We start from the raw sequence: 22,519 nt of genomic DNA, 5'->3' as shown, positions 1-22,519 counted from the left end.
ATACTTTTTGCGCCATTACTCACGATAAAAAACTTGAGCAATGGCGCGCATTTTCTGAGGTATTTGTTCCAAAGGAATGTTTCCAAAGCCCAGAACTACGGCACGCCAATTACGGCTACTGTTTTTCGTGTATTCGTAAAAACTAAACGGACGCACGACAATGTTTTCTCGCTCTGCCCTTTCACTCCAATCTTGTTCTGAAATCCCGCCATACCACTTCACCGTCACATGCAATCCGGCCGCTTGGCTTATCACTTCAAGATCCTGGCCGAACTCACGCTCTAATGCTGTTAGCATCGCTTCATGCTTCTGCTTGTATAGACGTCGCATTTTTCTAATGTGCCTTAACAGGTCACCTTCATTAATAAAATCCGCCAACGCTTCCTGAGTATGCGTGGGTGAGTCGCCAGTAATAGCGTCTTTGATTTCTAAACAACGAGGTACCAACTGTTTAGGTACTACCATGTAGCCAATTCTCAAACCGTTGAACATCACCTTACTGAGTGAGCCTACGTAGATCACCCGTTCGTCTTGCTCTAGCTTACCCGCTAACCCTTGCATGCTGGTGTATGGGCGATGAGCAAACTGAAATTCACTATCGTAGTCATCCTCAATGATCCAAGCCTGTCTCTGTTTTGCCCAATTAATGATCTTGAGCCTCTGCTCCGTAGTAAGCGTCGTACCCATTGGATATTGATTACTTGGCGTGACATAGAGCGCGTGAGCTTGACTCGCCAGTACTTTATCTAAACACAGTCCTTGCTTCTCACGCACAGGAACAGGCTGCATTTGGAGTTGTAAAAGATCGATGATCTTATGAACCTGACGGTACCCGGGCTCCTCCATCAAGACTTCATCTCCCGCCTTAAGCGTCGCCATCAACGCTATTGAGAGCGCCTGTTGTGCACCAACCGTAATAATGATTCGACTAGAATCACAATGAACAGATCGACTACTCGCCAAGTAATGACTCAAGGCTTCTCGAAGCGCAATAGACCCTTGAACCTGCTGATTTCCTGCAAGGTTTAACCGCGTCACATGCCGCTGCAGTATGCGCTGCCATTTAGCGAATGGGAAAGCTTGGAGATCGGGAACGCCGGGCGCAAAGCCCTGATTCACATCAAAAGGCGCTTTTCCATTCACATCATTAGGTTCTTTGCCTACCGTTTCCGATTGAGCTTCTGAAGCCCCTAAATAGTATTCGGGCTGTTCTATCGAAACAAAATAGCCCGCTCCTTTGCGGCTTTCTATGTAACCCTCACTCACTAACTGTTCGTAAGCGAAAATCACTGTATTCCGGCTGACATCAAGCTCCAGAGCTAGCTTGCGTGTAGAAGGAAGCTTATTCCCTTTACTCCAAAACCCACGCACAATCTTTTCTCGGATAGCGTGAAACAAGGCGTTCTGACGTGTCGTTTTACTGAGATCTAATGACAGGTCTCCGATATCAATTGGCTGCATAACTGGATCCAAACACTCTTCAAAAGTGGCTCTATTTATGTATCCAGTTAACCGTTAGATTGAGTAAAAAGCAATCATGGAGATGTCATTATGTTATCGAGAACCAACAGAACAACGATTAAGAAAGGAACCCACAAAGCGGAGTTTGAACAACAAAAGCTATACGACATCATTGATGAAAGCCTTATTGCCCATATCGCCTTAGAGGGAGAGCAAGGTCCGGTGGTCATCCCTATGCTAGCGTGGCGTGTCGATAACCATGTTTATATCCACGGCGCTAAAAACAGTCGCCTACTTAAAGGATTAAAGAAAGGTGCTCAGACTTGCCTTACTTTCACTCTGTTTGACGGCTGGGTGTTAGCGCGTTCAGCTTTTCACCACAGTGCTCACTATCGTTCTGCAGTGGTATTTGGTTCATTTGAGACCATTGACGACGCCGACGAGAAAGACCGACTGCTCAATCATTTCATTGAGCAGATAGCACCAGGTAGAACAAAAGAAGTGCGTCTGAGTAGCCCAAGAGAGTTAGCAGCCACAGAGCTGCTGGCCATTCCGTTAACCGAGGCTTCAGTTAAAATCGGTAAGCACGGCGTGAACGACGATGAGTCTGACCTCGAAATTCCTGTGTGGGCGGGAGTGCTACCTTACAGAACGGTCGTAGGTCCACTCGAAACCGTGCCTGAATTGGAAGGTAAGATTGATTTACCGGACTATTCTGCAGCCTACGGTTCGCGTTGGAGTAATACGCCAAAAAGTAACAACAATGCTTAGCATTGAAGCCGCTTAGAAGTGAGCCTGAAAACGATCGCGATACTGCTTAGGTGTTAAACCTCTATGTTTCTTAAACATACGGTTGAAGCTCGCCGTATTGGTATAACCAAGGCGTGTCGCGATCTCATCGATAGGCGTGGAATAACGCAATAACTCAACCGCCACGTTACTCAACGCGTAACCCGTAATGGTTGAGAATGTAACTCCAAGACGATGCAGTCGCCTCTGAAATTGCTGCTCCGATAACCCAAGCAAAGAAGAAACTTTGGCAAGCGTTGGCAAACCAAAATGTCGGCTGTAATTGATCATCTCGTATATCACCTTATGCTCATCTTCTGCATCGGGCATATTTAGGTAGTTGTCCAAATCATGGTAATTCATTGCTAGGTTGGCACGCCCAGCAGATCGAACTTGGTTAACGGATAGCCTAAGATTACTCGGCAACCACACCTCAGTCCTCGGTTGTCCCCATTGAATTGGGCAATCAAAGTACGCTTGGTAAATCTCTACATTTTTACGATGGCCAGCAATACACACCGCAGCAGGTTTGAAGTCTTCACCAAGATACATTCGCAATATCTTAGTCATGAAAATAGCGACCCGAATGGAGTCGTGAACCTTACCTTTCGCACTATACGCCGGGTTCTCATAACACCATTTAATCAGCGGCCCTACTTCCGCACCATAGAGATACGCACCAGACTGCAAGCAATGGAGGCTTAAGTTTACTCTGCGAATGGTAGAAGCGAGATCATGCCCAGAGAAGAACCAGTTCGCTAATGGTCCCGCTTTCTCAATATCAACTTTTTGCCCTATCTGCAAAATGATGTCTGGGTTGTGTGTCTGCTGCTCTAGGTTCTGATACCACTCGTCAACTTCTGTCACAGGTATCAAGTTCATCGGGTTATCAAACACCGACCTTGGAATACCCAAACTCTCAATGTTTGCCATCTCATTAGCCGCGACTTGCTGATAAATACTAAAAATACCCAGAGCCCGCAAAAAGTTAACGTTATGCACAAAACCACCCATTCATCATAGAAACGAAACAATTTTAATATCACAAATAACAGATCACATCAAAATTGACCTAATTTAGAAATAATCTGTACCTTTGCAACCATAATATCTGACATAGCTCACAATTGCGTTTCTTAGTTAACGTAGGGTTTATCAATGAGTCTTCTTAGTGTCCCGTTTGTTGGAACCGGTGCCGATACAGCACTTCACGTCGTAGCAGGAATTGTGCTTGTCGCGACTATTGCTGCTGCAGGTTACGGTTTCTGGCGAGTTCATGAATTGCCAATTAATAAAGCACATAGCAAAGAGCACCACCAATTGGGGCTGATCACCGCGCTCACCTGGATAGGGTTTATCTGGCATTGGGTATGGGTACTGGCTGTGATTCTCGCGTTTGTCGATATGGAAAAGGCAATTATCAATCTTAGGGATACTTGGCGTGCACCTTCGCCAGAGAAAACTGCAACTCAAGAGAGTGATAACAACGAGGAGAAGCCAGCATGTTAGAAGGTTTAGCTATTTGGGCTCTTTTCATTTATCTGCTTAGGTTAGTTGGTATGCCTTGGAACAAAGGAACCAAAGCGTTCGCTTACCTAGGTGGTACATCGTGGTTGCTGTTCGTATGGGTTGGATTGATTAACTATACTCCGATGGACCTATCGGGCGGCTCAGTAGTCCAATCACCGCATATTCAGCTGCGACCAGATTCCACAGCAGTGTCAGGTAAAACGACTAAGGTTCACATCACACCGAACCAAGATGTAGAAGAAGGCCAGCTGATCTATGAAATTGATGACACCAAATATGTCATTGCTCGTGACAAGGCAAAGATTCAGCTTAATTCAGCGCAAGTTGCTCTAGAAACAGCGCGTCAAGAAGTCGATATCGCGAAGATTTCGTATCAGTCATCACTCGAAGACATCAATTCGACAGAAGCAAAAATTGAGTCCGCGAAAACAGATCTTGTACTGCAAGAGAAAACACTTAAACGCTATTTGCGTCAAAACAGCGTGGTAGAGCATACGATTACGGAATCGGACATCGATCAGCAAACAGCTACTGTCGATTTGGCGCAACACAGCCTGACGACACTGAAGTCCGAACTGAGCAAGAAAAAGGTAGATGCCGAAAACGCTAAACTAAACATTCAAAAAGCGGAAACCAATGTCACTAAAAAGCAGACTGACGTAGACACGGCAACCTCTACATTGGCTCAAGCGGAATGGGATTTAAAGAGCACTAAGGTAACCGCACCAACAGATGGCTTTGTTACTAACTTCATTCTTCGTGAAGGCCAGCGTGTATCGATGATGCCACGTATTCAGATGTACACCGAAGAGAAGTACGTACTGATGCGTGTGAATCACCAAGCGATTCGTAACATTAAAGTGGGTCAACCAGCGGAGTTCGCAACAGCGGTGTATCCGGGTAAAATCTTCTCTGCAACGGTGGAAGGCATTGTTGAGGCAACAGGTGAAGCGCAAGCAACGCTACTGGGTATCGATGAATCAGTTCGAGCAACGACAGGCAAGAACTTACAGAATAAACACCACTTCGTTCGTTTGAAGATTGAAGAAACCGAAGGCTATGACATTCCCGTCGGCTCAGTTGGTCTTGCATGGGTAAGTGGTGAGAAGCCGATCAGCTTTATGGCATTCTTAGATGTAATTCGTGGCATCATTATTCGAATGAAATCTCAGCTGTACTTCTTCTACTCGATATAACGGATACGCTCCAACAAACTAAGAATCAACAAGGTCAGCGTTTTGCTGGCCTTTTTTATTATTCAATACATTGCATTTATGTGCCATTCGCAATTTGGAATTGCAAATTGCAAAAACAACGGTCAAATACGCATCAAATTGATATAAAACAGCCGAAAATGGGCCTGTAAAAGTTGGCACACTACCTGCAATACTACTAGTGACCCTTCTTAAGCCGAGGGTCACCTAGCCAACTGACGTTGTTAGTGAACCTACATTGTTCACACTATATATAAGCCAATTGCCATTTTGCAGTTGGCTATTTTTTTGTCTAAATTTCTGCAGAAATTTACAGACACCTATTCATTCCAATAACAACCAATTTTCATAGCTAAGCCACCCCAAAAGAAACACAACCTCTATTAGAAAACGTTTTCCTTATAAAAAATTAAAAAAAACACAAACATACAAGCAATTGTTTTAATTGAAAATAATATTGCCACACTGACTTTTAGACAGCTTAATGACAAAAATAACATTGACTATGTGATTTATATCACCATAATGCGCACGTTTGTCTGAAATATGACGAGCGTAATTAGTTTAATTTATAAATTGCGGAGGTAAAAAATGGCTGCGGATAATAACTACAGTCTAGGGCCGGTTCCAACATCGGCTAGGAAAGGAGTCGCTTCATTAACAATGGTAATGTTAGGTTTGACTTTTTTCTCCGCAAGTATGTGGACAGGCGGTTCACTCGGCACTGGTCTCTCCTTCAATGATTTCTTCCTCGCCGTTCTCATCGGTAACCTAATCCTAGGTATTTACACTTCTTTTCTTGGCTACATCGGCTCTTCTACTGGCCTCTCAACCCACCTTCTCGCTCGATTCTCTTTTGGTACTAAAGGCTCTTGGCTTCCTTCTGCTCTCCTTGGCGGCACACAAGTTGGCTGGTTCGGCGTTGGCGTAGCAATGTTCGCAATCCCTGTGCAAAAAGCGACCGGTATTGATACCAACACCCTAATTATTGTTTCTGGCTTATTGATGACGGCGACAGTGTACTTCGGTATCAAAGCCTTGATGGTCTTATCGGCGATTGCTGTTCCTGCAATTGCAATCTTAGGTGGCTACTCAGTGATGACGGCTGTAGACAGCGTTGGCGGCTTGGAACAGCTTCAGCTTATCAAACCAGAAACCCCAATGGATTTCTCTATGGCGTTGGCTATGGTTGTAGGCTCTTTCGTTAGTGCAGGTACGCTCACTGCCGATTTTGTTCGCTTTGGTAAAAAACCAGCGAGCGCAGTTTTAGTTACCATGGTCGCTTTCTTCATCGGTAACTCTCTAATGTTCATCTTTGGCGCAGCAGGCGCAGCAGCGACAGGCCAATCAGACATCTCTGATGTAATGATCGCTCAAGGTCTACTGCTTCCTGCTATTATCGTATTAGGTCTGAACATTTGGACAACCAACGAAAACGCACTGTACGCATCGGGTCTAGGTTTCTCAAACATCACCGGTCGCTCAAGTACACTAATGTCGATCATGAACGGCATCATTGGTACGATTTTCGCGCTTTGGTTGTACAACAACTTTGTAGGTTGGCTAACGTTCCTATCGCTGGCGATTCCACCGATCGGTGGCGTTATCATCGCCGATTTCTTTGCTAACCGTAAACGCTACAAAGATTTTGCAAAAGCAGAGTTCCAAACCGTGAATTGGGCTGGCATTATCGCGATTGCAATTGGTGTTGCTGCAGGTCACTTCCTACCAGGTGTTGTTCCTATCAACGCCGTATTAGGAGGTGCTATCAGCTACCTAGTGCTCAACCCTCTTATGAACAAAAACGCTCTGAAATCTCAGACGGCTTAAGGAAAAACTATGACTACCTTATTGATCAAGAACGCGAAGCTTCAAGACCAAGATGGCTTGAAACAAATTCTGATTGAAAATGGTCAATTCAGTCGCATTCTAGACAATGATGATCAGATTGATCATCAAGGTGATATTCTCGACGCTCAAGGCGGCATTGCGGTTACTCCTTTCTGTGAGCCACACATCCACCTAGACACAACTCAGACAGCCGGTGAACCAAACTGGAATATCTCAGGTACGCTTTTTGAAGGTATTGAACGCTGGGCGGAGCGCAAAGAGTTACTGTCAATTGAAGATGTAAAGACGCGAGCGAAACAAACACTGAAATGGCAGATTGCTAACGGTGTTCAACACGTTCGTACTCACGTTGACGTTTCAGACCCGACACTTATCGCGCTCAAAGCGATGGTGGAAGTTCGTGAAGAGATGAAAGAGTGGGTTGATATCCAGATCGTTGCGTTCCCACAGGAAGGCATTCTTTCTTACCCGAACGGTAAAGAGCTGCTTGAAGAAGCGGTACAGTTAGGTGCCGATGTCATCGGCGCAATCCCTCACTTCGAGTTCACTCGTGAATACGGCGTTGAGTCTCTTCATTATGTATTTGAACTTGCACGCAAATACGATCGCCTAATTGACGTTCACTGTGACGAAATCGATGACGAGCAGTCTCGCTTCGTGGAAACCTTAGCGGCTCTTGCACACGAGTTTGAGATGGGTGACAAGGTTACAGCTAGCCACACGACCGCAATGGGCTCTTACAATGGGGCTTACGCGTCTCGTCTGTTCCGCTTGTTACGTATGTCAGGCATCAACTTCGTTGCAAACCCATTGGTGAACATTCACCTGCAAGGCCGCTTCGATGACTACCCGAAACGCCGAGGCGTAACTCGAGTGAAAGAGATGCTCGCATCAAACATCAACGTATGTTTTGGCCATGATGATGTTTTCGACCCGTGGTATCCACTTGGCACAGCAAACATGCTGCAAGTCCTGCATATGGGTCTGCACGTCACGCAAGTGATGGGTTACGATCAAATCAACCAATCATTAGATTTGATCAGCAAAAACTCTGCTCGCACACTGAATATCCAAGACAAGTTCGGCATTGAAGTGGGTAAACCAGGTAGCTTGTTGATTCTTCCAGCTGAAAATGGTTTTGACGCTGTACGCCGCCAAGTACCCGTTCAGTACTCAGTGCGCCATGGTAAAGTGATCGCAGAAACACAGCCTGCGCAAACCAAAATTAACCTAGATAAATCAGAAGCAATTAACTTTAAACGTTAGTATCGTCTACACTGATAGAAAAGGAAGCGAGTTAGCTTCCTTTTTTGTTTGTCGATTAGAGTGAAAACGTAACCGCTGCAAATTCAGCAAGCCCTTATTTTTTCTGCCCTAAGCGGCAAAAAAGTCGCCAAATTCGTAATGAATGTGTGTACAAAGATGCAGACTGTGTTAACATGCTCTTGCTCTGTTAGCCGGAGTTATTTAAGTTAGAACCAAAGTAAAATTGACAAGTAAAATCGTTACCCGTTTTTGTAAGTAGTTTTTCCTTATTTCTTAGCAATATTAAATAATTCAATTATCAGCGCATTGCATTAATGCAATCAACAATTTAGTAATTTTTTGAATAAGGGACAAATTATGTCTAACACAAATACTGGTACTGTAAAATGGTTTAACGAAGAGAAAGGTTTCGGCTTCATTTCTCAAGATAACGGCGGTGCTGACGTATTCGTTCACTTCCGTGCTATCGTTTCTGAAGGTTTCAAAACTCTGAAAGAAGGCCAAAAGGTTTCTTTCGAAGTTGAAAACGGTCAAAAAGGCCTACAAGCAGCTAACGTTGTTGCTCAATAATAGCTTCTAGCTAAAAAGATTTTAAAGCGCTGGTTTCGACCGGCGCTTTTTTGTTTCTGCTCGTCAAATACTCCCTATCACTCTCACCCTATTTCATTCACCAAACCAATACCTCATAAAGTCTCTTTTGGTGATATCTTGCCCAATAAATACTTAGTAACACAAAAACCCTAAGAAAATGGGGTAATTTATATAACCCGCATCCATTAATCGTATAATTTTTAAAGCAAATAGAGCGAAAATCCGCTAATCTTGAGTTCACGTTAGATTTAGCTGGTTTATATATCTGCAAGTAAAATAATGAAGAAAGACGAATTTCAGAAATCCACCGCAAATTTAAAAAAAGCGGTGCCACTTATGATGAAAAATAGAGTGTCCACCACACCTGCAAACTACGCCTTGTGGTACACCTATGTAGACAACGCCATTCCACAACTCAACAAAGACATGGACGGCGTGCTAGAACATTATGGTATCTGCCCACCAGCACTGGGTGAGCAACTGTACAACGACTACGTTGCGAGTAAATCCGAAACCACCATTAATGATTTGCGTGCCAATCTAGAGTTGTTGGTTTCTGAAGTATCGAGTTCGATGAACGACACACTGACCGATACATCGGCGTTCTCTGAAATGATCGACAAGAGCTTCGAAGACTTATCCCAAGTCGATAACAACAGCATGTCGATTGATGAGGTGATGTCTCTTGTTCGTCAGCTGGTATCTGAATCACAAAATATTCGTCACTCTACCCAATTTCTGAATTCACAACTGAATGCCGCGACTTCTGAGATCAGTAAACTAAAAAGTCAGCTGGTAGAGGTGCAAAAAGACGCACTCTTTGACAGTCTAACCACTCTTTATAATCGTCGCTCTTTCAATAAAGACCTGCAGATGTTGTGCGAATCTGATCAAGCACTGTGTTTGGTACTGCTGGATATCGACCACTTTAAAACCTTCAATGATACTTACGGTCACTTGTTTGGCGATACCGTCTTAAAAGGCATCGCGCGTAAACTCAAGATGGCGTGTCGTGATGGTATCTCAGCTTACCGTTTTGGTGGCGAAGAGTTCGCGATGATCATTCCTAATAAGTCATTGCGTATCGCACGTCAGATCGCTGATACGAGTCGCCGCTCTCTAGAAAAGCTTTCGATTAAAGATCGTCGCAGTGGCGAGCAAGTGGGTAACATTACCGCTTCATTCGGTGTTGCCGAGCTGCAGCCAAACGAAACGGCCGATTCATTGATCGAACGTGCTGATAAGCTTCTATACGAAGCTAAGTCTCTAGGGCGAAATCGAGTTATGCCATTATAAGCTGATTACTATTGCTCGAATGGTTGTTGTTCTAAAGACTGTCACTCTCAAGCTGTAAGTGTAAAAGCACTGTGTAACGGCCTAGGTTGTGTTAGTTTTCCCTCAATAATCGACAAAGCCCCATCAATATAGACGGGGCTTTGTTTTTCTTAGAAACACATTAGCCATTTAACGTTGTCAGTGTCCCTTATAAGCTCTTAAATGTTGTAGCAGTAATTTAAGCAGTAATCTTCGCCACTTTTTGCTCGAAATTCTTTGTCTTCACTACATGCCTTCGGCTTACCCTTCTCATCGCCTTGAACCAGACTGATCCAGTGACGTAAGGCAGCGGTTTCGCGCTGTTCAGATTGAGTCGCTTCCATTGGTGATTGACCGAAAGTCGTACAAGTTTCCAACTGGATATCATCAATATCAACCAGTTCGATACGCCCTGTCCCTTTGTGGCAACCAAACATTACTTCAAGGTGGCTACCGCTTCCATCACGGAACAAAATTGAATCTGGGTCGCATTTCTCGCCCATGTAGGCAACAAACTGCTTAGGATGTTTAAGTCCGCTGTGTTGACCATCTTTGAAATATGCCATGATATGACGGTAATCGATTACATAGCTGGTTACGTCTTGATGTGAACCATTCTCTAGTGGAAACAGACGGTCTAGTAGCTGTTTTGCTTTAATCTGTTTTTCCGTTTGCTGGTTTGCACTGAGCGTCTCCACGGCAAAGACAGCTTCAGCGATAAATGGCTTAGATTGTTTTTGGATTTCAGTTTTATCGAATGTCAGCATATTCATAGTCTTTCCCTCTTGACCAGTCCGATGAAAAATCATCGATTTTCATAGCAAATGTGTGTCCTAGAGCAATTATTCCAAACAAACGTTTAATTTCTTCGTCATTTTGTGAATTGCTTAGTTTGTAGACTAGCGCTTTTTTACCTACAATTTCACAACAAAAATTTTACAATGTGAATTTTACAAATATGGCCTTGTCAAAAAGTTTAGTTCGTCAGTCTCATTTCTTGGGTACGAAGATACGTAACCTACGGAAACGCAACCATTTAACCATGGAAGATCTCTCTGCTCGTTGCATTAGAGTGAATCCGGAGTACGCGCCTTCGGTCTCTTATCTCTCTATGATTGAGCGAGGGAAACGCGTCCCGAGTATTGATATGCTCGAGGTGATCGCAGAAGTTTTTCAGAAAAATCCCACTTGGTTTTTGGACGATGAGCCAGAACAGCAAGCGATAACCCCCGACAAGGGAAATCGTGGTGGAATAAGCGGAATGGCTTTAGAGCCGAGTTTCCTATTCTCGAATGACATTCTTCAGATTGCCATTCCAGAAATGCTCTCACAAACGGGCATTTCTGGACGGCAATTTGCTCACCTACTCATTCGAGCGCATCAAGAAAGCAACCAAAACCACTTTCCAGATTTGGAACGTGCAGCCGAAGAAGTTGGACTGAAACGGCTCAACTTAAGCGTTGAAGACCTTATCGATATTGCTCGTGGGTTAGGAATACAGATTCGCTGGGTAACACGTACTCCTCAAGATGTGGTGGATGAACTAGGGATAAACGCAAAACAGCTCGTCACGTCATTCTTTGAGCCTCCTGGCACCATTTATCTCAATGAGATACTCAAAGAATATCCAACCCGCCTCAAGTATGACCTTGCTGTTTACATTGGCCATTGTATTTTGCACAGCAAAGAGGGGCTAAAGAGTGTGCTGTCTGTGGGCAATAACAACACTTGGGACGATGCCCAAAGCAAAACGTCTTCACAGCTTAACTCTCAAGACATCCTACAAGCGTGGCGAGACTTTGAGTCTAGCTTCTTTGCTGGCGCTCTACTCTGCCCTAAAGTGCCGTTCAGACAACTACTGGACAGAACTGGTTATGAAATCGACGTCCACAAAAGAGCGGGGGTTTCCCCCTCTGTTGCGATGCGAAGAATGACTGTAGTATCGCCCTACCCTCACTGGCACTACTTTGATGCTTACGGTCCAGGGAAACTCAAGGCGGTGTATCGAGGTAACGGAATCCCACTTCCGTGGGGTAACATGCGAACGGTAGCCGACCCATGTCAGCACTGGGCAGTTTTTCGTCGATTATCGGAACCTAGAGATGGCAGCTCTGCTCAGATTTCAATTTTGAATGTGGGCGACGAGCCTCGAATCTACTGTTGTGAATCCATCAATATGACGGACCCAGCGGGTAATAACCGCGTATTGTGTGCAGGCATCGACCTCAATCCAGCTATTGATGCGCAAGGTGGTAATTCGCGAGAAATTGCAGAACAGCTAAAAGCTTCCTGTGTAAACAATGGCGGGTCGGTCGCTATTCCACGCAATATCAAGAAGGATCTTACGACCATCGCGAAGATTCTAAACATTAACTGGATTGAACGCGGGATAGAAACAGAGGCGAGACTTATTTGTTCTCGAGGTGGAGAGTGTCCACGTCAGCCAAGCTGTTACTCAAAATGTGGTGAAAATTAATCATTGCCAAAGCATCAACTTAGAAATTGCAGGCAAAAAAAAACCAACCACAATAAACGTGATTGGCTATATATTTTGTGTGAACAATAAAGGTTCACTAACAACGTCAGTTGGCTAGGTGACCCTCGGCTTAAGAAGGGTCACCTATACTAATGCACTATGCGTGCCAACTTTTAAAACCCCATTTTACTACGCATCAGCACACTTATTGGTCGTTTATGACTTCGTAATTTGCAATTTGAAATTGCATTTTGCAACCAATACTAATAACGCTAGTGATTATGTTGTTATTACTGAGAACCAATAAACACTCTTTAAACAGCTTTTCAACGCTCACCAACTTCAAAATTCATAAACAATAAGTAATATATTGAAAGAAAAGCCTATTCTCTAAAGACCAAAAAAAACGCAAACATGATTAAATCAGTTTGCGTTCTTGTTTGTTAGGTTAGCGACAGGCTGTTTGCGAGCTTATTATTTGTTGTTAGTTCCAGACTTTGGCTTGCTGCGACTACTCGTATTCGATTTACCTGCTGATCCCTTAGGACCATAGCTTGAGCCATAACCCGATTTACTTTGACCCGCTTGGTTAGGTTTACCACCGCTGCGTTTCGCGGATGATGGCTTCTTTCCGTTACCTACAGGCTTCGAGTTTGAACCCGTACCATTCGCCGGCTTCTTGCCTTTGCCACGCTTAAAATTGCTCCCATTGTTCTTAACAGAGGCATCATCACCACCTTGCGCTTTATGAGCTGTATCCGGCTGACGTTTAGGTGCAGGGCCTGTGCCAGGCGCATGGCGTTTGTTCTTACCCACGGGCTTATGACCACGAGCATTGTCAGATGAACGTTGGCCATCCGAATGCTCTGTCTTTGGCCTCTTAGGCTTTTTCGGTTTCTTAGGCTTAATCGGGCGTGTATCCAACTTAGATTCTGGCAATTTGTTTACTGGGTTGAAGCCTTCCAGCTCACGACGCTCTAGAACTTGCTGGATAAGGCGCTCGATACCAAATAGCTCTGAAGCTTCATCTGCACACACTAAAGAAATAGCCTTACCCACCTCACCCGCACGGCCTGTACGTCCTATACGGTGTACATAGTCCTCAGAGACATGAGGAAGGTCAAAGTTAACCACTTGAGGTAGTTGAGGAATATCAATACCACGTGCAGCAATATCCGTTGCAACCAAGACTCTCACCTGACCTGTCTTAAAATTTTCTAGTGCTTTTGTACGCGCACCTTGGCTCTTGTTGCCGTGGATTGGCGCAGCAGTAATACCTTGGTCGCCAAGAAAACGAGCCAGCTTGTTTGCTCCGTGTTTTGTTTTGCTAAACACCAGAACCTGCTGCCAATCATTATCTTTAATAAGCTTGGCCAACATTGGCGCTTTCTTTTTCTTGTCGGCAGGATAAATGCTCTGCTCTACCGTTTTCGCCGTCGAGTTTGCTGGATTCACTGAGATCTCGACAGGGTTATTCACTAGCCCTTTTGCTAGGCTGCGAATTTCATCTGAGAATGTTGCTGAAAACAGTAAGTTTTGACGCTTTTTAGGTAGAAAAGCTAAGATCTTGCGAATATCACGGATAAAACCCATGTCTAGCATTCGGTCAGCTTCGTCTAATACCAAGATTTCTAGCTGATCAAAACGCACTGCATTTTGGTTATAAAGATCAAGCAAGCGACCCGGTGTTGCAACCAATACATCACTACCTTTACGCAGCTTCTGCATTTGTGGATTAATCTTCACGCCACCAAATACTACCGATGAGTTCAAAGGTAGGTTGATGCCATATTTGACAACACTACCGTTGACTTGTGCAGCCAACTCGCGAGTCGGTGTCAAAACCAAAGCTCGTACTTGATTAGCACGCACGCGTGGGCCTTTAGAAAGAAGCTCAAGGATAGGGAGCGTGAAGCCAGCTGTTTTACCTGTACCAGTTTGAGCGGCTGCCATCACATCCTTTCCCTTCAAAACGGCTGGAATCGCTTTTTCTTGGATAGGTGATGGCTTGTCATAACCTTGTGCTTCAATCGCTTTTAGAATAGGAGCAGAAAGGCCTAGGGAGGTAAAACTCATAGAATAATGTCTCAGTTAACGAAAAGGTAAGCTCAGTGCGAGGTTCGCATGGGCTGTGTAACGCTAAATCATGACCAACATCGCGTTACGAAGCGCGGTATTCTGAGGCTTTTAACCCAATTCAGCAACTAAATTCTAATTCGACTTGTATTAACTTGCGCGCTTTCTCTGGTACATTTTTTCATCAGCGGCTTTTAGTAGCTCATCGACGTCATTAAACGCCTCGGCGTAAGCTACCCAGCCAATACTGGCATTTAGAGCAATCTCCTGCCCATCGAACTCAACGGGTCGCAGACAGATATCTCGTTCTAGCTTGCTGCGGATTGAAAGTAGATTCTGATCATCATGCACTCGTGGCAGTAAAATCAGGAACTCATCGCCCCCCATACGTGCCACGATATCAGAGCTTCGAAGTACAGTACGAATACGCTTTGAAACCTCAACCAGTACCTTATCGCCTGCCGCATGCCCATAGGTATCATTAATTGACTTAAAGCCATCCAGGTCAATATTCATCACCGCAAAACGTTCTGAGCCACTACTCTTAGCATCTCTGAAAGCCATTTTAAGGCTGTACATAAAATAACGTCTGTTGGGCAACATCGTCAGTTCATCGTGCATTGCACGCCCGTGAGCGACGGTATAGAGGCGATAGATAGTAAAGAAGGCTAGCGAGAGCAAAAGCAACACGGAATAGCCTATAATCCGCATAATGTTTATGCGTACCCAGGACACATCCATCAGTACCTTCTCTTCACCTGACAGAGCTAAAAACCAACCACCATATGGGAAGCTCGCCATTTCAGTAGCAAATGCAGATTCAAAAACGCTTTCATCACCATAGAAAACATCACCATCTTTTCCCGCACTATTGAAGCCTCGGATAGCAAAATGATAGCGACTCTCCAACTGCTCAGCACCGGCGTCTTTTAACAAGGATTCCAAACTGATAACCGCGCTTGATACTCCCCAATACTCTCTATTAAAGGGAGGGTCCATAAAGATAGGAGTTCGAGTGATCAGTGCCCAACCACCTTGGAAGAGTTCTACGGGGCCAGAGATGAAGGTTTTTCCAAGTTGACGAGCTAAAACAACCGAAAGCCACTGTTCTGGATGGTCTCGATAATCAATTCCTAGGATGCTTTCGTTACCTTCCATCGGGTATACGAAGCTAAGTACATCGTTTTGTGCCAACCCAATCAATTGGATATGCGAACCATCTTGAATAATGCTGTCTGCGATCTTGTTCCACTCCTCAACACTGCCTTGGGGGGCAATAGCAACTTGTGTGGACATACCGTTAAGAAGATACATATCGGTCACGATCACCGCTTCAATGCGTGATCGTACGACGGCTAGTTGTTTTTGAGCCTCTGCAAAGGCTTCGTTCTTTAAGAAAGTTATCTGCTTTTGATGAAAAAATTCGACCGCACTGATGGTCGTTAGCAAAAATAAACAAGATAATATCCTGGCAGACCACTGCTTACTTGAACGATTCGTCATAATTCGTTCCCCCTGCTCTGTCTATTATTGTATGTTTATTGCCAAGAAATAAGGCTCAATAAACATCAATCACTACTTTTTGCTTTAGTTTGTCTCTTAGTATGCAGTTAACAGGCCAAAAATCTATAACTTGCAAAAACCGCATGCGAATAGTGAGCTTTTCATCACCAATAAACATTTATTGGAGTTATCACTTTGCTTTAAATGGTTTTCTTGAGCTATAAAAATAACAACAAGCTGACCAAACACTTACATTCATTATATAGCTCAGTGCTATTTTTGAGCTCTCTCCCTCTGCTCGGTACCTTTGATATGAAGCTAAAAACAATAACACTCTGTATTTTGCTATCGACCTCCGCTATTGCTGGCGCCTATGCGCAGTCTAATGCAGCTGCTGAGAATACAACGCAACAAAATACCGCCCAAAGCACACTCAACTCATCGCAACAACAAAGCTTCAAAGCTTCTGCTGATATCATTCGAAATACTTACGAAAGCCAACTTTATACGCTCCCTGCATTTAAAGAGGGACACTATGGTGTTCGTATGTTTCGACAAACCCAAGATGAAAAGTACGCGGCTGCAGTTTGGAGTGACATGGCACGCGTTGCCAGTAAGCTGAGCAGACTTTCTAATGAGGTTTACACCCAAGAACAAATTGTTCTCTACTCAGAAAAGCGCATTGCGTCGTATGTTGATGAAGAAGATGAGCGTAGCGTTCGTCGCTACAACATCACTAAGCATATGCCAGAATATCTATTCTTAGGAGTTGATCTACTCGGCTCAATGGCTCGCGCTAACGAGTATGGGTTAGAACATAAAAACGATGCCAAACTAAGAGAAGTCATCCACCGCTACGATTTTTCTAAGTACGCAACCAACGAAGAGATGGTAAAAGCTTGGGCTGCACAGCTAGCAAATCAAGTGTACTGGTTACGACAACTAGGTGAACAAGATGTGGTTGATGAGTTCGTCGAGACATTCAAATCCGCTTACCCTGACGATCAGGACAAAAAGCTCTCTACACAACAGTTTGGTAATAAAATCTACGGGATGACACACATCATTTTTGGTGATTCAGAATACTACCAACATCAAGTCAGTGAAAAAGAGCACCAATGGATCTACGATTACTTTCGTGAAAATATCGACACAATACTGTTACGTGCCAAGGAAGATGTGATTGCCGAGGTTGGTTTAACCTTCTTATTAGCAGGCTTAGAAGATGATCCAGTTGTAGAGAAGACTCGTCTGGCAATACAAGCGTCTATCGACAAACAGCAAGGTATGATTCCATCCATTACAGGTGATTTTGATTTAGAGTATGGTGAGCACCGAAATGTACTGGCGATTATGCTGCTCGATTGGCAACAAGTGAATGAAGCGCCAACCTTCCAAAAGCATCCGGAAGTATTCAAAAGTCTGCCTTACGGTTTAGTGGAGAACAAGCCACACTAAGGACTCGACTTAAAGTTGCTCAGCACTCAAGTCTATACAACAAACCCAAGCATCATCTGCTTGGGTTTGTTTCATTGGGTGATTACTTTTCCGTTATTTCCGCTTGCTCTTCACTTCGCTTTGTTCATTACAATCGTAAAATCACCATCACAGTAGCCGTCAATCAGCGCGACATCTTCACAGAGCGTTTTGCAAAATCGATAAACCCCTTGTGGGTGATAACTGACGAGCAATTGTCGAGCTGGATAGTAATGTTTGTCTAACAAATTAAACACCACCGTTTTATTCGCCAACGTATACATTCTTGTGATCATTGAAGTCAGATAGTGTTTGTTTTTAGATGCGTAATTCAACGAGCCGCTCGCGACAACCACATCATATGGCTTCAAAGAAATCGTGCTGATATCGCCACGTGTAAAGGCACAGGTTGCGTTTTGATATCGCTCTTTGGCCTGCTGATAAAACGCCGCATGCTGCTCAACCCCAAGATAAGAAGGTATCGAGTATTGTGCCGTCAAGAACGGATACAGATCGCCATAACCGCAACCAAGATCAAGTACCGTCTGTCCATCAAACTCGACATTACTAGCAATCGCAGAAAAACGAGCATGTTGTGAATCTCGGTCGGTCCAACCAAGAGAACGCGCGCCGTCTTTAGGCCAGCGCTTCGATTGCTTTCGGTGATACCAATATATTCGGAGTCTATCGAACCAGTGCATTATTTCGCATCGCTAGAAGTCGGTAAGTAACTGCCAATCTTGTAACCAATGGCATAACCCACCACGGCTACCGTGACAAAAACCATCGCGGAGAAAACGTAAGCAACACTCGCCATCACGCCACCACCCCAAACAACACTAAATACCAAACCTAGATACGCTTCTTTCGGCCATTGCGTCACTGGAAAGTGGCTATCACCTGCCAACAAAAAAATCAGAGCGGAGACTAATGAAATAGCAACCAGCAAACCAACACATACTCTTGTTTTCATAAAAAGCCTTTCTTAAATAACGCGATAAAACAATGCTTTGGGGATGACGCACCTTAGAAGTATATACGAGATGGATTCACCCCACTATTCCCCTAACGAGCGATACTGAGTTTTCCAGAACAATCAACACGAAAACAAAAAACGGGCACTTAGGGAGAAAAGCCCCAAGTGCCCGTTAAATACATATATGGTTCTACTCTACGGCTCTCGCATTGTCATAAAGGCGTCAACTGAGAGAAAGAGTAACCGCAGGTTAAAGCAAGATAAAGATACCCGCCAAGCATGCGCTCATTAGGTTAGCCAATGTGCCTGCTGCAACCGCTTTAAGACCAAGGTTTGCTACCTCAGCACGACGCTCAGGAGCGATAACACCGATAGAACCTAACTGGATCGCAATAGAACCGATGTTCGCAAAGCCGCACAATGCAAAAGTGATGATCACTTGGCTGTGTTCTGAAAGTAACGCTTTGTTCTCGACGAAATCGATGAAAGCAACAAACTCATTCATAATGATCTTCTGACCAATGTAAGAACCTGCCATTAGCACTTCATCGCTTGGAATGCCGATAACCCAAGCCAATGGTGAGAATAGGTAACCAAATACAGCTTGTAGCGTGATACCAGTAAAGCCAACGGTTTCACCTAGGCTCTCAAGGCCTGTATTGACCATTGCAATAACACTCACGAAAGCAATCAGCATAGTACCAACAGCAACAGCGACCTTCATACCGTTCATTGCGCCACTCGCTAACGCGTCAATGACGTTGCTCTGATCAGCCTTGTCCAGCTCAATATTATCGTAGTCACTCGGTGTGCCCAGCTCTGGCACAATGATTTTAGCCATTAAAAGACTACCCGGCGCGGCCATGAAGCTTGCTGCAATAAGGTACTTAAGTTCAACACCAAGTCCAGCATAACCCCCTAACACGCTACCAGCGACCGATGCCATACCACCAGCCATCACTGCGAATAGCTCTGAACGAGTCATTGACTTTAAGAAAGGACGAATAAGAAGTGGCGACTCGCCTTGAGAAAGGAAGATGTTACCCGTTGCAACCAAAGACTCTGCTTTACTGGTACCTAATAGTTTTTGAACGGCACCACCCAGAACTTGAATCACTTTCTGCATCACACCCAGATAGTAAAGTGCAGAAATCAGCGCGCTAAAGAAGATAATGATAGGAAGTACACGCACTGCGAAAATAAACCCTTCAGTAGCAAGGCCACCAAATAGGAATGAGATACCCGCATCTGCAAAACCAAGCAAGCTTGATACACCGCTACTTAAGCTAGTTAATGCCATTTGCCCCCAAGGGAAATACAGCACTAGAGCAGCAAAGCTAATTTGAAGTAGAAAAGCGCGGATTACCGTTTTCCAGTTGATCGCCGAACGGCTCTCAGATAGCAAGTACGCGCAAGCAATTAGTGCGAAAACACCAACAAAACCAAATAAAATATTCATAAAATTGTCCTAGAAATCCTTAAAGAGTGAACATGAGCCAAGCGAATGACATCAAAGGAAAAGGACAAAGAATCGCAAGCAATACGCTACGCGAAGAGGGCGTTAACAACGTTAACGAATGTAACAACGAATTGTTCATGTAAGATCACCTTATACAAGCAGTGGAACGCAGCTGGTCCGGTCCGTGGGGTCATTCACATATCCATGTGACGGCTTGTATTGGCTAAGCACCGGCTTAAAACCGGAAGAGAAGTATAAACAACTTAATGAGACTTTCATCACATTTTTAAAGGCAAACGATCGCGCGGTCAAAGATGCATCAATTCGCTCAAATTTAATGGGATTTATCGGAAAACAGAAATAAAAAAAGCGACAATTTTCACTGTCGCTTCTCTTAGGAATACGTATTAGGGCACATAGGTCCAACGAATTAAAACAATCCCAATAACTATAATTAAGTAGCAGAACGTGACTTTATAACGTCCACGTTGTGTTTTTACGCGATTTGTTCCAACTTTCATGTTCCATCATTTAACCAGCTAGGTCCGCTATTTAGCCAATTTGGCTCTTTACTTAACCAACTTAATTTACTTAACCAACTTAAAGTCATAGCGGCCATCGTTTTCAGCTCTTTCTTCGAACAACAACACATCCTCATGAAAGGTCAGAGCGATAAGTTGATCACTGTATTCATACAGATAGGAGACCGAATACTCTTTATTGAGCTTTTGTTTCGGTTCACCCAACAACTCAATCACTTCCTGTCGGGTCGTTTTCTTCTCTACAAGCTGTTCAAGTTTTGTGTAATCGACATTCTTCGGGCGATCGACGAGTTGCCCCAGCTCGTCAGAGAATGAAACCCATACCGCACTCATCAATAGAGCCAACAACACAAGCAATGTTTTATTCAACACAACACCTCTCCTAAACTGAATAGTAAAGATTACCATCAAAGAGCAGCAATAGCTGTAAGCCGCTGTAAGAACAGACTTTTATATGTAAGGCGTGCGGAAAAACATCGTCGCGCTAGACTAATATTCAGCTGCGGTGGCCTGTGCATCACTGCACTTGTCAGTCGACAACTCAAAGCAGTATTGCGCGTGTTTTTTCAAGCAGCTGAATACTTCAGCGTCGAGTTTGTGGTTCTGCACATGATCATCCAATATCGCCAACGTTTGTTCTAAGCTCATTCCTGGACGATAAGGACGAGACTGAGTCAACGCTTGAAATACATCAACAACTGCAACAATCCGACTTGGTTTATCGAGCTGCTCTGCCGTTTTCCCCATGGGATAGCCCGAGCCATCTAGGCGCTCATGGTGGTTAGACGCCCACTCGCAGATTTGTGGCGAACTAAATAGCTCATGCAAAGCAAAGCGCGAATCTGTCGCATGGCGTTTAATACAGCAGTATTCCTCAGGAGTAAGTGCTCCTGGCTTATGTAGGATCTCTCGTGGCGTTTGCAATTTACCAATATCGTGGACGAGCCCGGCCAAATAGAGCTTTCTCTGTGTTGTATAGGAGTAGCCTAACTGCTTACCCAGATACTCTGATAACTGCCCTACTTTCAATGAATGCTTAAACGTAAAAGAGCTCTTGGCATCAACTACGTTAGCGATGAACTCCGCGAAAGCGACCGTCTCATCTAGTGACATCTGCTGAGAAAAGAACGGGACTGGTTTAAACCTATCGCTCATGATCTGGATGTATGACACATCCATAGAGAACCAGAAATCATCGGTATCGACCAGCTCACACATATGCTGAACAAGGTTAGTTTCGAACAGAAGGTCTGCTTGTTCAGTTAAGCGCTCAATAATGTACGCCTTGCCGGCAGGAGTGAGGTTACCGAAGCGGTCAGCCGATGCGACACCACATAGATAGTCAACTCGATCCGCAAGCATAACAACAGCTGCTAGCTCTTTCTCTAGTTGACTAACAGGTAAGTCTTTCAGTTCATTCCACGGTGTATGGTGATACAACACAGGTTTAGCAAAGATAGAGAGTACCGGACACTCTTTAAGTATCTGATAACCCTTCTTACAGTGGTGATGCGTAGAGTCTGGAATGAAGCCAGCGATAAGGCTGAGCTGTTCATCTATCTGAGACACACCACAATCGTGGATGAGTCCAAGTGAAAATGCGAGTTGGGCTTGCTCTTCTTCCCAACCTACACTCAGTGCACATCGATACGCGATGTATCCGACTCTTTGTCCATGGTGCTTGCTCTCGAAACCGACATTATCCAGAGCCTTAGCAATACCAAATAGCGCTTTGCGCAAATCTACCGTCACGTTTTGGCAGTACAAATTCATCAATTAAGCCTAGTTTTTATCGTTTTTATATTTATTGGAGGCCAATACTAATCGATTACTTGAGTATATAGTCACAAATTATGTAAGGTTTATTGAGTTTCGTGACATGAATAACGTATAACGAACTTTCCGTGCCACAGTTTGCATAAAAATTAGACAGATAACGGTATAAAGAGCAAACTAGTACCAAAGTATAATGACCTTAATGCTGTTAATGAGGAC

The 22,519-nt window shown here is 44.2% G+C and carries 19 protein-coding genes; 9 read left to right on the top strand and 10 right to left on the bottom strand.

Going from position 1 to position 22,519, the window contains the following annotated elements:
• Positions 1–15: 15 nt before the first annotated feature.
• The gene (locus KI743_RS05885; RefSeq protein ID WP_285465549.1) at positions 16–1,461 is read right to left on the bottom strand and encodes a PLP-dependent aminotransferase family protein; all 1,446 of its coding nucleotides are present in this window, start codon (positions 1,459–1,461) and stop codon (positions 16–18) included.
• A gap of 90 nt (positions 1,462–1,551) precedes the next feature.
• Between KI743_RS05885 and KI743_RS05880 the strand changes: the two genes are divergently transcribed.
• On the top strand, positions 1,552–2,232 hold the full coding sequence (locus KI743_RS05880; protein WP_285465548.1) for a pyridoxamine 5'-phosphate oxidase family protein: 681 nt from the start codon (positions 1,552–1,554) through the stop codon (positions 2,230–2,232).
• Between the two features lie 12 nt (positions 2,233–2,244).
• Here KI743_RS05880 and KI743_RS05875 read toward each other — a convergent pair whose 3' ends face one another.
• A complete protein-coding gene (locus KI743_RS05875) occupies positions 2,245–3,252 on the bottom strand; it encodes an AraC family transcriptional regulator (RefSeq protein ID WP_285465547.1) in 1,008 nt (335 codons plus the stop codon).
• Between the two features lie 156 nt (positions 3,253–3,408).
• Between KI743_RS05875 and KI743_RS05870 the strand changes: the two genes are divergently transcribed.
• The 6 genes from KI743_RS05870 to KI743_RS05845 all read left to right on the top strand — a co-directional run bounded on the left by KI743_RS05870 (position 3,409) and on the right by KI743_RS05845 (position 9,998).
• Positions 3,409–3,759 (top strand): MFS transporter, encoded by a 351-nt coding sequence (locus KI743_RS05870; RefSeq protein WP_150868621.1) that lies wholly within the window; start codon positions 3,409–3,411, stop codon positions 3,757–3,759.
• A complete protein-coding gene (locus KI743_RS05865; protein ID WP_285465546.1) occupies positions 3,753–4,976 on the top strand; it encodes an HlyD family secretion protein in 1,224 nt (407 codons plus the stop codon). The genes KI743_RS05870 and KI743_RS05865 overlap by 7 nt, the downstream gene beginning before the upstream one ends.
• Positions 4,977–5,585: 609 nt before the next feature.
• The gene (gene codB, locus KI743_RS05860) at positions 5,586–6,824 is read left to right on the top strand and encodes a cytosine permease (RefSeq protein ID WP_285465545.1); all 1,239 of its coding nucleotides are present in this window, start codon (positions 5,586–5,588) and stop codon (positions 6,822–6,824) included.
• Between the two features lie 9 nt (positions 6,825–6,833).
• Positions 6,834–8,111 (top strand): cytosine deaminase, encoded by a 1,278-nt coding sequence (locus KI743_RS05855; protein ID WP_285465544.1) that lies wholly within the window; start codon positions 6,834–6,836, stop codon positions 8,109–8,111.
• A gap of 357 nt (positions 8,112–8,468) precedes the next feature.
• A complete protein-coding gene (locus KI743_RS05850; RefSeq protein WP_004740083.1) occupies positions 8,469–8,681 on the top strand; it encodes a cold-shock protein in 213 nt (70 codons plus the stop codon).
• 300 nt (positions 8,682–8,981) lie between these two features.
• Positions 8,982–9,998 carry a GGDEF domain-containing protein gene (locus KI743_RS05845; RefSeq protein WP_285465543.1) on the top strand — a complete coding sequence of 339 codons (1,017 nt, stop codon included), beginning with the start codon at positions 8,982–8,984 and terminating at the stop codon, positions 9,996–9,998.
• A 197-nt stretch (positions 9,999–10,195) separates the two neighbouring features.
• On the opposite strand, the gene KI743_RS05840 is transcribed toward KI743_RS05845, so the two are convergent.
• Entirely contained in the window at positions 10,196–10,789 is a 594-nt protein-coding gene (locus tag KI743_RS05840; protein ID WP_032550221.1) for a malate synthase, read from the bottom strand.
• Positions 10,790–10,959: 170 nt separating this feature from the next.
• Here KI743_RS05840 and KI743_RS05835 point away from each other — a divergent pair, with 170 nt between their 5' ends.
• A complete protein-coding gene (locus KI743_RS05835; protein WP_084181830.1) occupies positions 10,960–12,492 on the top strand; it encodes a DUF3612 domain-containing protein in 1,533 nt (510 codons plus the stop codon).
• Positions 12,493–12,966: 474 nt separating this feature from the next.
• Here the strand turns inward: KI743_RS05835 and KI743_RS05830 are convergent, their stop codons facing one another.
• On the bottom strand, positions 12,967–14,568 hold the full coding sequence (locus KI743_RS05830; protein WP_285465542.1) for a DEAD/DEAH box helicase: 1,602 nt from the start codon (positions 14,566–14,568) through the stop codon (positions 12,967–12,969).
• Between the two features lie 150 nt (positions 14,569–14,718).
• Entirely contained in the window at positions 14,719–16,071 is a 1,353-nt protein-coding gene (locus KI743_RS05825; RefSeq protein WP_285465541.1) for a diguanylate cyclase domain-containing protein, read from the bottom strand.
• Between the two features lie 312 nt (positions 16,072–16,383).
• Between KI743_RS05825 and KI743_RS05820 the strand changes: the two genes are divergently transcribed.
• A complete protein-coding gene (locus KI743_RS05820) occupies positions 16,384–17,529 on the top strand; it encodes a DUF3541 domain-containing protein (RefSeq protein WP_285465540.1) in 1,146 nt (381 codons plus the stop codon).
• 110 nt (positions 17,530–17,639) lie between these two features.
• Here KI743_RS05820 and KI743_RS05815 read toward each other — a convergent pair whose 3' ends face one another.
• From KI743_RS05815 to KI743_RS05795, 5 genes are all read right to left on the bottom strand, one after another.
• Positions 17,640–18,248 carry a trans-aconitate 2-methyltransferase gene (locus KI743_RS05815; RefSeq protein WP_285465539.1) on the bottom strand — a complete coding sequence of 203 codons (609 nt, stop codon included), beginning with the start codon at positions 18,246–18,248 and terminating at the stop codon, positions 17,640–17,642.
• On the bottom strand, positions 18,248–18,520 hold the full coding sequence (locus KI743_RS05810; RefSeq protein ID WP_285465538.1) for a hypothetical protein: 273 nt from the start codon (positions 18,518–18,520) through the stop codon (positions 18,248–18,250). The genes KI743_RS05815 and KI743_RS05810 overlap by 1 nt, the downstream gene beginning before the upstream one ends.
• Before the next feature lie 253 nt (positions 18,521–18,773).
• On the bottom strand, positions 18,774–19,982 hold the full coding sequence (locus KI743_RS05805; protein WP_032550213.1) for a NupC/NupG family nucleoside CNT transporter: 1,209 nt from the start codon (positions 19,980–19,982) through the stop codon (positions 18,774–18,776).
• 587 nt (positions 19,983–20,569) lie between these two features.
• Positions 20,570–20,896 (bottom strand): hypothetical protein, encoded by a 327-nt coding sequence (locus KI743_RS05800; protein ID WP_285465537.1) that lies wholly within the window; start codon positions 20,894–20,896, stop codon positions 20,570–20,572.
• A gap of 117 nt (positions 20,897–21,013) precedes the next feature.
• A complete protein-coding gene (locus KI743_RS05795) occupies positions 21,014–22,297 on the bottom strand; it encodes an HD-GYP domain-containing protein (RefSeq protein WP_152470276.1) in 1,284 nt (427 codons plus the stop codon).
• Between the last annotated feature and the right edge of the window lie 222 nt (positions 22,298–22,519).

It is taken from the genome of Vibrio sp. D420a (genome assembly GCF_030248625.1).
Classification (GTDB): Bacteria; Pseudomonadota; Gammaproteobacteria; order Enterobacterales; family Vibrionaceae; genus Vibrio; species Vibrio fortis_A.
The sequence above is the reverse complement of the archived record's forward strand: the minus strand, read 5'-3'. Positions and strand labels throughout refer to the sequence as shown.